Origin of the sequence: Winogradskya humida (assembly GCF_016862215.1) — a bacterium.
In the GTDB taxonomy this organism is placed as follows: domain Bacteria; phylum Actinomycetota; class Actinomycetes; order Mycobacteriales; family Micromonosporaceae; genus Actinoplanes; species Actinoplanes humidus.
This window is the reverse complement of record NZ_BOMN01000117.1, coordinates 63,994-77,029: the sequence shown is the minus strand read 5'-3', so window position 1 is coordinate 77,029 and position 13,036 is coordinate 63,994. Positions and strand designations below refer to the sequence as shown.

General features: G+C 69.4%; 10 protein-coding genes. 4 read left to right on the top strand and 6 right to left on the bottom strand.

The annotated features are described in order from the left end of the window. Positions 1–26: 26 nt before the first annotated feature. From Ahu01nite_RS41315 to Ahu01nite_RS41300, 4 genes are all read right to left on the bottom strand, one after another. Positions 27–1,259, bottom strand: coding sequence for a type II secretion system F family protein (locus tag Ahu01nite_RS41315; protein WP_203842214.1), 1,233 nt, complete (start codon positions 1,257–1,259; stop codon positions 27–29). A gap of 1 nt (position 1,260) precedes the next feature. Then, on the bottom strand, positions 1,261–2,388 hold the full coding sequence (locus Ahu01nite_RS41310; RefSeq protein WP_239159551.1) for a type IV pilus twitching motility protein PilT: 1,128 nt from the start codon (positions 2,386–2,388) through the stop codon (positions 1,261–1,263). Between the two features lie 130 nt (positions 2,389–2,518). Then, positions 2,519–4,183 carry a GspE/PulE family protein gene (locus Ahu01nite_RS41305; RefSeq protein WP_203842213.1) on the bottom strand — a complete coding sequence of 555 codons (1,665 nt, stop codon included), beginning with the start codon at positions 4,181–4,183 and terminating at the stop codon, positions 2,519–2,521. Between the two features lie 84 nt (positions 4,184–4,267). Beyond that, positions 4,268–5,227, bottom strand: coding sequence for a GlxA family transcriptional regulator (locus Ahu01nite_RS41300; protein WP_203842212.1), 960 nt, complete (start codon positions 5,225–5,227; stop codon positions 4,268–4,270). A gap of 71 nt (positions 5,228–5,298) precedes the next feature. Here Ahu01nite_RS41300 and Ahu01nite_RS41295 point away from each other — a divergent pair, with 71 nt between their 5' ends. Both Ahu01nite_RS41295 and Ahu01nite_RS41290 read left to right on the top strand, forming a co-directional pair. Then, positions 5,299–6,633, top strand: a complete 1,335-nt coding sequence (locus Ahu01nite_RS41295; protein ID WP_203842211.1) for an MFS transporter — start codon at positions 5,299–5,301, stop codon at positions 6,631–6,633. A gap of 19 nt (positions 6,634–6,652) precedes the next feature. Continuing rightward, positions 6,653–7,225, top strand: a complete 573-nt coding sequence (locus Ahu01nite_RS41290) for a snapalysin family zinc-dependent metalloprotease (RefSeq protein WP_239159550.1) — start codon at positions 6,653–6,655, stop codon at positions 7,223–7,225. 170 nt (positions 7,226–7,395) lie between these two features. Here Ahu01nite_RS41290 and Ahu01nite_RS41285 read toward each other — a convergent pair whose 3' ends face one another. Next, complete coding sequence (locus tag Ahu01nite_RS41285; RefSeq protein WP_239159549.1) at positions 7,396–7,713, bottom strand: STAS domain-containing protein; 318 nt, start codon at positions 7,711–7,713, stop codon at positions 7,396–7,398. A 123-nt stretch (positions 7,714–7,836) separates the two neighbouring features. Between Ahu01nite_RS41285 and fxsT the strand changes: the two genes are divergently transcribed. Together fxsT and Ahu01nite_RS41275 are read left to right on the top strand one after the other, a co-directional pair. Next, entirely contained in the window at positions 7,837–10,260 is a 2,424-nt protein-coding gene (gene fxsT, locus Ahu01nite_RS41280) for an FxSxx-COOH system tetratricopeptide repeat protein (RefSeq protein ID WP_203842209.1), read from the top strand. Between the two features lie 126 nt (positions 10,261–10,386). Next, entirely contained in the window at positions 10,387–11,256 is an 870-nt protein-coding gene (locus Ahu01nite_RS41275) for an FG-GAP repeat domain-containing protein (RefSeq protein ID WP_203842208.1), read from the top strand. 59 nt (positions 11,257–11,315) lie between these two features. On the opposite strand, the gene Ahu01nite_RS41270 is transcribed toward Ahu01nite_RS41275, so the two are convergent. Beyond that, positions 11,316–12,983 carry a putative bifunctional diguanylate cyclase/phosphodiesterase gene (locus tag Ahu01nite_RS41270; protein ID WP_239159548.1) on the bottom strand — a complete coding sequence of 556 codons (1,668 nt, stop codon included), beginning with the start codon at positions 12,981–12,983 and terminating at the stop codon, positions 11,316–11,318. Positions 12,984–13,036 lie beyond the last annotated feature (53 nt).

Genomic DNA, 13,036 nt, shown 5'->3' with positions numbered 1-13,036 from the left:
ACCGGTCGCATACTGCTCCAGGGCTTTTAGTTGCTCTGGATGTTCTGGTAGATGGTGAACATCGGTAGGTACAGACAGATCACCATTCCGCCGACCACGGTGCCCATGACGAGGACCATGATCGGTTCGATCGAGGCGGTCAGTGACTCGGCGGCGGAGTCGACTTCCCTGTCATAGAAATCGGCAACCTTGTCGAGCATCTGACTGATCTGACCGCTTTCTTCGCCGACTTCGATCATCTGTGTGACCATCTCGGGGAAGACCTTGTGCAGCCGCATCGCCGAGGACATGGGCTGCCCGTCGCGCACGGCGGACTGCACGTCCTTCATGGCCGCGTTGATGACCTCGTTGCCGGTGGTCTCGCCGACCACGGCGAGCGCCTGCATCACGGGCACGCCGACGTTGAGCAGCAGGCCGAGGTTGCGGGAGAAGCGGCTGATCGCGAGCTTCTGCAACAGGGAGCCGAAGACCGGCAGGCGCAACTTGATCTTGTCGACCTTGAGCCGGAAGTCGGCGCTGGCGCGCTGCTGTCGTTTGTAGGCGATCGTGCCGCCGATCGTGACACCGAGGAACGTCGGCCCGATCCAGTACATGTTGTGGCTGGTGTCGACCAGGAACTGGGTGATGGCCGGCAGCTGGCCGCCCAGGTTCTTGAACATGTTCTCGAAGATCGGGACGATGAACTTGAGCACCGCCGCGATCATCACGAACGTGAAGCTCAGCACGATGGCGGGATAGGTGAGCGCGCCCTTGATCTTTCCGCGGAGCGCGGTGTCCTTCTCCAGGCTGTCCGCGATCTGCTCCAGCGCCTTGTCGATCATACCGCCGGCCTCACCGGCGCGGACCATGGCGACCATCAGCCGGGGGAAGATCTTGTCGTGCTTGGCCATGGATCCGGAGAGCGAGAGGCCACCGGAGACGTCGCCGCGGACCTCGCCGATCGCCCTCTTCAGCGAGGCGGCGGTGGTCTGCTCCTCAAGGATCGCCAGCGAGCGCAGCAGCGACATGCCCGACGCGGTCATCGTGGCGAACTGGCGCGCGAAGACGGCCAGATCCTTGAGCTTGGTGCGGTTGCCCAGCCCCGGGATCTTGATGTCCATCTGCAGGCCCTGGCCCGCAGCGACCATCTCCAGTGGTACCTCGCCGCGCTGGCGCAGCATGCTCGTCGCCGCGGTCTCGTTCACCGCCTCGACCGTGCCCTTGGTCTTGCGGCCGGTCGAGTCGATGCTGTTGTAGTGGAACGTCTTCGTCGCCGGCATGTCAGACCCGTCCGATCAGGCGCTTGAGCTCGTCACTGGAGTGGCAGATCTCGAGGGCGGCCTGCATGTTGATCACGCCTTCGCGGACCCGGTCGGCCAGGTGCTGGTCGAACGAGAGCATGCCGTCGTTGCCGCCGGCCTGCATGAAGGACGGGATCTGGTGCGACTTGCCCTCGCGGATGAGGCTTCGGATGGCCGGCGTGGCGGTGAGGATCTCGCAGATCACCGCGCGGCCCTTGCCGTCGGCACGCGGCGCGAGGGCCTGCGTGACGACGCCCTGCAGACTCGCGGCCAGCTGCGCGCGGATCTGCAGCTGCTGATGCGGCGGGAAGATGTCGATGACCCGGTCGATGGTCTGGGTGGCGCTCTGCGTGTGCAGCGTCGCCAGCACCAGGTGACCGGTCTCCGCGGCGGTCAGCGCCGTCGCGGTGGTCTCCAGGTCACGCAGCTCGCCGACCAGGATGACATCGGGGTCCTGGCGCAGCGCGTGCTTGAGGGCCTGGGCGAACGTCTCGGTGTCCGAGCCGACCTCGCGCTGGTTCACCACGCTGCGCTTGTGCGGGTGCAGGAACTCGATCGGGTCCTCGATGGTGATGATGTGGCTGGCCCGCGAGCGGTTGCAGAGGTCCAGCACCGAGGCGAGCGTGGTGGTCTTGCCGGAGCCGGTCGGACCGGTCACCAGCACCAGGCCGCGGGGCAGGTGGGCGAAGCGGGCCACCGAGTCGGGCATGCCGAGCTCGTCCAGCGGCTTGATCTTGTGGGGGATGGCTCGGAAGACTGCGCCGCACGAGTTGCGCTGGATGTAGAGGTTGCCGCGGAAGCGGGAGACGCCGACGATGCTGTGTGCGAAGTCCAGCTCCTGCACCTGCTGGAAGGTCGTCCACTGAGCGCCGGAGACCGCCGCGCGGGCCAGCATCGCGGTGTCGGCGGAGTTCAGCTTGCCGTAGCCGGGCAGGGCGCGCAGCCCGCCGTCGACACGGATCATCGGCGGGGAGCCGACGGTCAGGTGCAGGTCGGAGCCCCGGGCCTCGACGAGCGAGACCAGCATCTGGTCGAGCACGGCCAGGTCGCCGGCACCCGGCTCGGCGGGGCCCGCCTGGTGCGGCACTTCCTGTTCGACGGCATACATCCGTGGCACCGACAATCTCGTGGACTTCTCTGACGCCTCCCTCATTCGGCACGGTCCCGGGTGGCTTTAGGACCTCTTCCGCCGGAAATGCGCGTACGGGTTGCGAAACGGGTACGCTGCCGGCCCTCGATCAGATCGCGACCCGGGACACCTCGCGTACGGACGTCAGCCCCCCGGAAGCCTTGGCCAGGCCGTCGGCGCGCAGGTCGTACATCCCCTGGTCGATGGCCACCTCGCGGATCTCGTTGGAGGAGGCGCGCCGGATCGTCAGCGACTCGATCTCCGGCGAGACGGGCATGACCTCGTGCAGCGCGATCCGGCCGCGATAACCGGTGTTGGCGCAGTTGCGGCACCCGATCGGCTGGTACAGGACCTCGGGGATCTTCAGGTCCTGGTGCGGCCATTTCGCCCCTTCCAGCTCCTCCTCGCTCGGCGCGTACGCCTCCTTGCACCAGTCGCAGAGCCGGCGGGCGAGCCGCTGGGCGAGCACGCAGTCCAGCGACGAGCCCACGAGGAACGGCTCGATGCCCATCTCGGTGAGCCGGGTGACCGCACCGGGCGCGTCGTTGGTGTGCAGCGTGGAGAGCACGAGGTGACCGGTGAGCGACGCCTCGACGGCGATCTGGGCGGTGCTGCTGTCCCGGATCTCGCCGATCAGCACGACGTCCGGGTCGGAGCGCAGGATCGCCGGCAGCACGGCCGCGAACGTCAGCCCGGCCTTCGCGTTGACCTGCACCTGGTTGACGCCTCTGAGCCGGTACTCGACGGGGTCCTCGACGGTGATCACGTTGATCTCGGGCTTGCTGATCCGGCCCAGGGTCGCGTACAGCGTGGTGGATTTGCCGGAACCGGTGGGGCCGGTGACCAGGACCATCCCGTGCGGCTTGGTGAACGACTCCGCGAAGCGGTCGAGGTTGTGCTGGGTGAAGCCCAGCTTGGTCATCTCCAGATCGATGCCGCCGGTGTCCAGGACCCGCAGGACGATCTTCTCGCCCCATACCGTGGGCAGCGTGGCGGTACGCAGGTCGACCGTCCGGTCCCGGATGAGCGCGGTGATACGCCCGTTCTGCGGGATCCGTTTCTCGGTGATGTCGACGCCCGACATGATTTTCAGGCGGGAGGTGAGCGCCGCCATGACGCCGCGGGGGACCGTGTCCAGCTCGTGCAGCACGCCGTCGATGCGGTAGCGCACCCGCATGTCGTCCTCGGTCGGCTCGAGGTGCAGGTCGGAGGCGCGGTTCTGGACGGCCTGCTCGATCAGGTTGTTGACGTACCGCACGATCGGCGCATCGTCGGCGCCGTTGACCTGGGTGGCCATCGCCGAGTCCTCGAGCGAGGTGTCGACCAGGTCGCCGAGGTCGCTGTCCTCGCGCTGGAGGCGCTCGATGATCCGGCGTACCTCGCTGCGGGCCACCACGACGGGCCGCACGGTCATGCCGGTGGAGGCGCGGACGTCGTCGAGGGCCACGACGTCGCCCGGGTCGGTCACGCCGACGACGAGCTCGCCGTCGTTGATCGCCAGGCCGAGCACGCGGTGGCGGAGTACGACGGCCATCGGGATGCGCTTGAGCGCGGCCGGGTCGGGGCTGTACCCGACCAGGTCGAGGGTGTTGATGCCGAACGCCGCCGCGGCTGCCGAGGTCAGCTGCTCCTCGGTGACGACCTGGTCGTTGATCAGGACCGCGCGGACCGACCGGCCGCTGCGCTGCGCCTCGTCCGCCGCCGCGTCCACCGCCACGGCGTCGACGCCGATCTGTTTCAGGGCGTCGAGCAGCGGGCGGAAGGTCTGATCCATGTCATCCTCAGGAAACGGTACGTTCGGGGTACGCCTGTCCCATCGGCCACTTCTGCCCGTATCTGAGGCTGTTGTTACAACCCCCTAAAGGCCGCGGAACGTACGCCGGTACGCGCTGGGGGCCACGCCGACGGACTGCTGGAAGTGCTGGCGCAGAGCTGTGGCGCTGCCCAGGCCGGAGCGGCGGGCGACCAGGTCGACGCTGAGATCGGTCTGTTCGAGCAGGAGGCGGGCATGGGCGACGCGCTGCTGGAGGAGCCACTTCTGCGGGCTGAGGCCGGTCTCGTCGCGGAACCGGCGGGTGAAGGTCCGGATGCTCATCCGGGCGTGGGTCGCCATCTCGTCGAGGCTGACCGGGTCGGCGAGCCGGTCCAAGGCCCACGACTGGGTGGCTTTTGTTCCGCCGGTGCCACCCTGCGGGATCGGCCGTTCGATGTACTGGGCCTGGCCGCCCTCGCGGAACGGCGGGACCACGCAGCGCCGGGCCGCCTGGTTGGCGACCAGACTGCCGTGGTCGCTGCGGACCACGTGCAGGCACAGGTCGATGCCGGCTCCCACTCCGGCCGAGGTCAGGACGTCGCCGTCGTCGACGAACAGCACATCGAAGTCCCATTCCACGGCGGGCCAGAAACGGCGCAGACGGCCTGCCCAGTCCCAGTGGCTGGCGGCCCGGCGGCCGTCGAGCAGGCCCACGGCGGCCAGCACCGAGGCTCCCGTGCAGGTGGAGATGATCCGGGCGCCGCGCTCGTGGGCGGCCCGCAGCGCCTCGGTGACGACCGGTTCGACGGTGCCGCTGGCGAGCGCGGCGTAGGTGCCGGGCACCAGGACGGTGTCCGCGCTGGTCAGCGGCTCGAGGTCGTGGTCGGGCAGGATCTGGAAGCCGCCCCGGGACGCGCGGATCGGCAGGCCGCCGATGCCGCAGGTGAACGTCTCGTAGAACGGCGTGTTGTCGGGCGCGCGGGCAGCGCCGAACACCTGGGCCGGGGCGCTCAGGTCGAATCCGACCACCTCGTTCAGGGCGAGCAGCGCGATGCGATGAGCCATGGCCCGATTCTTGCGCACGATGGCCGCCCGGCCACTCGTCCGGGCGGCCGGTGTCTGGCGAGACTGATCACGTGACTACTCGACGTCTTCACCCGGCCTGGCTCGTCGCCGCCGTGGCGTTCATCGCGCTGATCGGTGCCGCCGGCTTCCGTGCCACGCCGTCGGTGTTCCTGCAGCCGCTGCACGCCGAGTTCGGCTGGTCGCTCGGCACCATTTCCGCGGCGGTCTCGGTAAACCTGCTGCTCTACGGCTTGACCGCGCCGTTCGCCGCCGCGCTCATGGAGAAGTTCGGGATGCGCCGGGTGGTGGCCGCGGCGCTGCTGCTGGTCTCGCTCGGCAGTGGCCTGACCGTGTTCATGCAGGCCAGCTGGCAGCTCATCCTCTGCTGGGGGGTGCTGGTCGGGCTGGGCACCGGGTCGATGGCGCTGGGCTTCGTGGCGATCGTGGCCAACCGCTGGTTCGTGCGCCGGCGGGGCCTGGTCACCGGGGTGCTCACCGCGGGCGGCGCAACCGGGCAGCTGATCTTCCTGCCGCTGCTGGCGCGGCTGACCGGGGAGCACGGTTGGCGTACGGCGGCGCTGGTGGTCGCGTCCGCGGCGCTCGCCGTGGTGCCCCTGGTGTGGTGGCGGCTGCGGGACCGGCCGACGGATCTTGGAACTACGGCTTATGGTGCCGGGCCGGATGACGTTGCGTCGCTGCCCGTGGTCAACCCCGGGAACGCGGTTCGGACGGCGTTGGGTGCGTTGCGGCAGGCGGCCAGGACCAGGGCGTTCTGGTTGCTGGCGGGTGGGTTCGCTATCTGCGGTGCCACGACCAACGGCCTGGTCGGTACGCACTTCATCCCGGCCGCCCACGATCACGGCATGGCGGAGACCACGGCGGCCAGCCTGCTCGCGCTCGTCGGGCTGTTCGACATCGCCGGGACGATCGCGTCGGGCTGGCTCACCGACCGCGTCGACAGCCGGGTGCTGCTCGGCGGCTACTACGCGCTGCGCGGGCTGTCGCTGCTGTTCCTGCCGTCGCTGTTCGCCGCGACCGCACACCCCAGCATGGTGATCTTCATTCTCTTCTACGGGCTGGACTGGGTGGCGACCGTGCCGCCGACGGTCGCGCTGTGCCGCGAGTACTTCGGGACGAGCGGCGCCGTCGTCTTCGGCTGGGTGTTCGCCTCGCACCAGTTCGGGGCGGCCATCGCGGCGAGCGCGGCCGGTCTGGTCCGCGACCGGCTCGGCGATTACGACTGGGCCTGGTACGGCGCCGGGGCGCTGGCGTTGCTCGCCTCGCTCATGTCGCTGATGCTGATCGCCGGGCGCCGCCTGGGCCGCGAGGGGCCCGCTGGACCGGGCATCGGCCTCGCCTTCCCCGCCGCGACGCCGACGGCGGAAGAGCCGGTATCACGTAGCTGATATGTATAGATAGAGTTCAATGAGTGACACGGTGGTGGGACCGACTAAGGGAGGTCCCACCATGGTGCTCAGGAGATTCGCCGCGGCGCTGGTAGCGGCGCTGGCGCTGGCCGGGGTGCAGGTCGTCAGTGCTGAACCGGCGGCTGCGGCGGCGCGCATCCTCTATTACGACGCGAGCCAGGCGCAGGAATTCGTCGCGGTGGTCAATCAGGGTGCGCAGATCTGGAACAGCCGGGTGACCACCGTCCAGCTCCTGCCGGTGCCGGCCGGGCGCACCCCCAATATCCGCGTGTACGCCGACAATGGCTGGCCCCGCACCTATACGTCCTCGCTCGGCAACGGCTACTGGTACATGGGCCGGGAAGCCGTCAACGACGGTTACTACAAGCCGCGTATCGCCGCCCACGAGTTCGGTCACATTCTCGGGCTCCCGGACCGCCGCACCGGATTGTGCACCGATCTGATGTCCGGCAGCAGCGCCCCGGTCTCCTGCACCAACCCGAACCCGAACTCCACCGAAATCGCCTCGGTCAACCGCCTCTTCGCGACATCGGCGGCGGTACCGGCCCGGGAGTTTGTCTTTACAGGCTGACCACTCACGCAGAATGAAGGGCTCGGCCGGTTGCCTTGACGCGTCAGCGTCTGTGTTGCTACCCAAGCCTGGACTATCAGACGGCGGAGCAACCGGTCGAGCCCGGCCTCGACGGGAGTTGCGGTCAGCACCATGCACCCAGGCACGACATCTGCTTGTGCTTCTACTTTTTATTCTTTGACTTCCACGACCTCGAGCAACCCGCTCAGGACGAGAATCTGATGTACGCCACGGCTCGGATGGGCGAGCTGGAAGCCGATCCCCTCGTCGCGGGCGCGCTGAAATCCGAAAATAATCGCGCCGAGCCCGGTCGAGTCGATGAAGGACAGGTCGGCGAGGTCGACCACGACCGAGCGGGGCCGGGTCTCCAGGGCCTCCACCAGCGCAACTCGCACCTGGTCCACGTTGAGCACGTCGACCTCGCCGTGCAGTGCGACCGTTGCCACGTCGGCTTGACGGTCCAGACTCGTCACTGGTTCCTCGGTCACCGGGCGCCTTCCGTTGGGACGAACTTCCGCAGTGGCGATGGTTCCACGTACGGTAATCGCGAGCATGACAGTAACCGGGCCGGTCACTATCCGGCGGACCAGTCACTATCAGGGGAGAGCGGCGTGCCGATCCGGGGTGGCCTGCCGCCGCGTAATCCGCGGTTCGTGGGGCGAGAGGAATTGCTCGCCCATATGCGCGGACTGCTCGGCAACGGACCGGTGGTGTTGCTGCCTTCCGCCGATCACCAGCTCGGTGGTACGGGACGTACCCAGTTGGCCGTGGAATACGCCTACCGTTACGCCGACACCTATGACCTGGTGTGGTGGATTCCCGCCGAGCAGACCGCCGGGATGCGGGCCGCGCTGGTCGGGCTCGCCCAGGAATTGAAGCTGCCCGAGGCGCGTGACATCAACCGCACGCTGGGCGCGGTGCGTGACGCGTTGAGCCGGGGTGAGCCGTTCCGCAACTGGCTGGTCGTTTTCGAGAATGCCAACCGGCCCGAGGACATCAAGCCCTATCTGCCGAGCGGCGCCGGGCATGTGCTGGTCACCTCGCGCAATCCGCGGTGGACCTCGGAGGTCGCCCAGGCGATGCCGGTGCCCGTTTTCGACCGTACGGACAGCGTGGATTTCCTGCGCCGCCGTGCCCCCGAGCTGGTGGCGGCCGATGCCGAGCGGCTCGCCGTGCACCTCGACGACGTGCCGATGGCGCTCGACCAGGCCGCCGCGGTGCGGGCCGCGACCGGGTGGAGCATCGACGAATATCTGCGCCGTTACGACGAGCGCGCCGCCGAGCTGGCGTTCCCCACCCCGATCCGGGTGGCGTGGGGCCTGGCCGCGGACGCGCTTGCCGAGGCGTCCCCGGCTGCCTTCGAGTTGTTGCAGCTCAGCGCGTTCCTGGCCAGTGCCCCGGTGTCGTGGGAGCTGCTCTGGGCCGCCCGCGGGCTGGCCTCGCCGGAGCTGGCCCGGACGTTGCGCATCGAGCGGCGGCTCAAGGCCGCGATCCGGCTGATCGGGCGCTACGGGCTGGCCGACCTCGACCCGCCCGGCGCCGGCCTGATCGTGCATCCGCTGGTCCGGGGCATGCTCGGCCAGCAGCTCACGTCGGAGCGGCATGCCGCGATGCTGCGCACCGTGCGGGCCATGCTCGCCGCCGCCGACCCCGGTGACCCGGACAACCCCGCGCACTGGCCGAGGTACGCGGCCATCGTCCCGCACCTGGTCCACTCCGATGCGCTCGGCGGTGACGTGGAGGAGATCCGTCAGCTGGTCATCAACTGCGTGCGCTTCCTCTACGCCCGCGGCGACTACGACTCCAGCCGCGACCTGGCCGCGCAGGCGGTGGCGCGCTGGACCGACAGCCTCGGCGAGACCGACGAGCAGACCATGCTGGTGTCGTTCCACCTCGCGAACGCGCTGCGCGCCGTGGGCCGCACGGCGGAGGCCCGTGGACTGAACGCCCAGACCCTGCGCTCCCAGCGTGACGTGCTCGGCGGCGACGACGAGACCACGCTCGCCACCGCGAACAGCGTCGGCGCCGACCTGCGGATGCAGGGTCATTTCAATCAGGCCCGGCAGCTCGACGCGGACAACCTCGTGCGCTACCGGCGGCTGTTCGGCGAGAGTTTCCCGACGGCGCTGCGCTGCGCCAACAACCTCGCCGCAGACCTGCGCCTGCTCGGCGACTTCCGGGGTGCCCGGGCGCTGGACGAGCAGGTGCTGCGGCAACGGCAGATGATTTTTGTCGAGGGGCATCCGGAGACGCTGTCGTCGCGTGCGGGGCTCGCGTTCGACCTGTTCGGGCTGGGCGACTATGCGGGCGCGTCGGCGCTGCTCGCCGGTTCCGGGCACTTCGACGCGCTCGGTGCCGACCATCCGATGGCGTTGTGGGCGGGGCGGTTCGCGGCGATGGCGGCCCGCCGCGCCGGGAAGGCCGACGCGCGGGAACGGGCGGCGGTCAATGTGGAGCTCTACCGGCAGAAGTTCGGCGACCTGAGCGTGGACACGCTGGCAGCGGTGGTGTCGCTGGCCAACTGTGCCCGCGACGCCGGCGACTACGACGAGGCGCACCGGCTGCTGGAACGCGCGGTGGCGCGCTATCACGCCGTGCTCGGCGACGAGCACCCGTTCACCCTGGCCGCGGCGTGTGACCTGGCCGGGGTCGTGCGTGCCATCGGCCGGTTCGCGGAGGCCCGGACGATCGACGACGAGGCGCTGCGCGGGCTGCGGCGCAGCGTGGGCCGGGACCATCCGTTCACGCTCAGCTGCGCCAACGGGTTCGCCGCCGACCTGATCGCGGTGGGGGAGGCGCAGCCGGCCCGGGAGATCGCGCTGGACACGCTGAACCGGTCGCGGAGCCTGCGCGGCGCCGACCACCCGGACACGCTCGCGTGCGCGTTCAACGTGGCGCTGGACGACGGTGACGAGTCGTCGATGCAGGCTGCGATCGAAGAGCTGGCGAAGGTGTACGGCGACGGGCACCCGGTGCCGGAGCGCGCCCTGGCCGGGCGGCGTCTGGAGACAGAGATCGAGCTGCCTCCGCTGTAGAAGCGCTCAGAAAAGTCCGATTTGACTGGAACCTGACACTTGACGGGGATTTCACCCCGCGATCCCTACTCTCGGTGAACGTCAGCGCCGCTTTCCGTGGCGAAGGACGACAACGGGGGAATGGTCATGAACAGCACGTCGAGCAAGTTCCTGCAGGTGGTCGCCGCAGTCGTGGTGGCCGCGGGCGGGGTCGCGGTGGCCGGGTCGCCGGCTGCGGCGGCGTACACGCCGGGTTACAGCTTCGCGGGGGTCGCGGACTGGGATGCCGACGGTCACCAGGACATTGTCGCCCGGGACACCAGCGGCCGGCTGTGGCTGTACCCGGGGCAGTCGAAACGGGGCTACAGCTCGGCCGCGCGGGTGCAGATCGGCAACGGCTGGAACGGTTACACGGTCGCGGGCATAGCGGACTGGGACCGGGACGGCAGCCAGGACATCGTGGCCCGGGACGGCTCGGGTCTGGTGTGGCTGTATCCGGGGCAGTCGAAGCGTGGATACAGCTCAGCGGCGCGGGTCCAGATCGGCAACGGCTGGAGCCCGTTCACGTTCGCCGGGATCGAGGACTGGGACAGCGACGGTCATCAGGACATCGTCGCGCGGGACGGATCGGGACGACTCTGGCTCTACCCGGGTCAGTCGCGGCGGGGCTACAGTGCGGCAACGCCCGTGCAGATCGGTAACGGCTGGGGTCCGTACGTCTTCGCCGACGTGGCCGACTGGGACGCCGACCACCACCCCGACGTCGTGGCGCGGGACAGCGCCGGACTGGTGTGGCTCTACCCGGGACAGTCGAAGCGCGGGTACAGCTCCGCGCCGAGGGTCCAGATCGGCAACGGCTGGAACCCCTACACGTTCGCGGACATCGCCGACTGGGACGCCGACCACCGCCAGGACATCGTGACCCGCGACAGCACCGGGCGGCTGTGGGTCTACCTCGGTGAGTCGAAGCGCGGCTACAGCGCGGCCGGCCGGGTGCAGATCGGCAACGGCTGGTGAGACCCCCTGCGGTGGGTCGCCGGGCCTGGTGAACCGGCGACCCGCCGCAGGATCTGGTTCTAGTTGGAGAGTGCGGACTGGCGGTGCAGCAGGGCGGTGAGGTCGCCGGCCGGCATCGGCTTGGCGAAGTGGTAGCCCTGGGCCTGGGCGCAGTTCAGCTCGCGCAGCCGTGATGCCTGCTCCGCGTCCTCGACGCCCTCGGCGACCGGGGCCAGGTTGAACGTACGCGCGATCTGCAGCACGGCCTCGGCCACCGACGCGCCGTTGCTCTCCTGCATGGCCTGGACGAACGACTTGTCGATCTTCACGACGTCGACCGGGAGCGCGCCGAGGTGGCTCAGCGACGAGAAGCCGGTGCCGAAGTCGTCGAGCGCGATCCGCACCCCGAGGCTCTTCAGGGCGCCCAGGACCCGCGCCGACTCGATCAGGTCGACCAGCGCGACCGACTCGGTCAGCTCCAGGACCAGCAGCGACGGCGGCAGACCGGTGCGGTCCAGGATGTCGCGGACCTCGTCGATCAGGTCCGGGTTGCCGAGCTGGCTGGCCGACAGGTTGACGTTGAGCTCGAAGCCCGGCTCCTGCGCCTGCCAGATCGCCGCCTGCCGGCACGCCTGTTCGAGGACCCAGCCGCCGAGCCGGGGCAGCAGACCCAGCGACTCGGCCAGATCCAGGAACGCCGCCGGTGGCAGCAGGCCCCGCTCGGGGTGGTTCCAGCGAACGAGGGCCTCGACGCCGACCGTACGCTCGCCGTTGAGGTGCACGATGGGTTGGTAGTGGACCTCGAACTCGCCCGCGTCCAGGGCGCGGCGCAGGTCGTTCTCCTCGCGCCGGCGAGCCTCCGCCTCGGCGAACTGGGCCGGGTCGAAGCGCCGCGCCACCCCCTTGCCGTCGGCCTTCGCCTGGTAGAGAGCCAGGTCGGCCTCGCGCATGAGGTCGTCGAGGAGCATGCCGCTGCCGCGGGTGATCGCGATGCCGCCGCTGGCCGGGATCGTCAGCACGGTCTCGCCGATCACCAGGGGCTGGGCGAGGTCGCGCAGGATCCGGTTCGCCACGGTGTCCGCGATCGTGTCGTCGGTCAGCCGGGGGAGCAGCACGATGAACTCGTCGCCGCCGAGGCGGGAGACGGTGTCGTTGCCGCGGACGTTCGCGTTGAGCCGCTCGGCCGCCGTACGCAGCATCTCGTCGCCGGTGGCGTGGCCGTACGTGTCGTTGACCTCTTTGAACCCGTCCAGGTCGAACAGGAGCACGGCGGTCATCGTGTCGTCGGCGTCCGCGAGGGCGTCGGTCGCGTGGTCCATGAAGAGCTTGCGGTTGCCGAGCTCGGTGAGCGGGTCCCGGAACGCCTGCCGCGCGAGCTGTGCCCGCTGCCGGGTCAGGTCCCGGACCAGGCCGTCGTTGGTGCGCTGGCCGAGAAACTGGCGGATCAGGATGACCGCGGCGACGGCGATGGTGAGCCAGGTCAGCGCGGGGCTGATCGAACCGTGCCGGCCGAACCAGAAGCCCGCCATGATCACGGCGGACGCGGCGGGGGCGTAGCCGAGCATCGGCCAGCGCCGCGCGAGGATGATCACGCCGATGCCGAGCACCACCACGGTGGCCACGCCGATGATCAGACCTCGCGCACCCGATGTCCCGGCGACCACGTCCTCGAAGATCGCAGGCCACGACAGCAGCAGCAGCGAAGTGAAGATCATGGTCACGTCGACACAGCGACGTACCTGATCCATGGCACCGCTCCGGCTCATGCCTCACCTCCAACGGGTGCCAACATCGACCCGCC

Excerpts from the sequence above, each read along its gene's own strand:
- Ahu01nite_RS41315 (WP_203842214.1), bottom strand. The coding sequence starts at position 1,259 with ATGCCGGCGACGAAGACGTTCCACTACAACAGCATCGACTCGACCGGC.
- Ahu01nite_RS41275 (WP_203842208.1), top strand. The coding sequence starts at position 10,387 with ATGAACAGCACGTCGAGCAAGTTCCTGCAGGTGGTCGCCGCAGTCGTG.
- Ahu01nite_RS41305 (WP_203842213.1), bottom strand. The coding sequence starts at position 4,183 with ATGGATCAGACCTTCCGCCCGCTGCTCGACGCCCTGAAACAGATCGGC.
- Ahu01nite_RS41270 (WP_239159548.1), bottom strand. The coding sequence starts at position 12,983 with ATGGATCAGGTACGTCGCTGTGTCGACGTGACCATGATCTTCACTTCG.
- Ahu01nite_RS41300 (WP_203842212.1), bottom strand. The coding sequence starts at position 5,227 with ATGGCTCATCGCATCGCGCTGCTCGCCCTGAACGAGGTGGTCGGATTC.
- Ahu01nite_RS41290 (WP_239159550.1), top strand. The coding sequence starts at position 6,653 with ATGAGTGACACGGTGGTGGGACCGACTAAGGGAGGTCCCACCATGGTG.
- Ahu01nite_RS41310 (WP_239159551.1), bottom strand. The coding sequence starts at position 2,388 with ATGTATGCCGTCGAACAGGAAGTGCCGCACCAGGCGGGCCCCGCCGAG.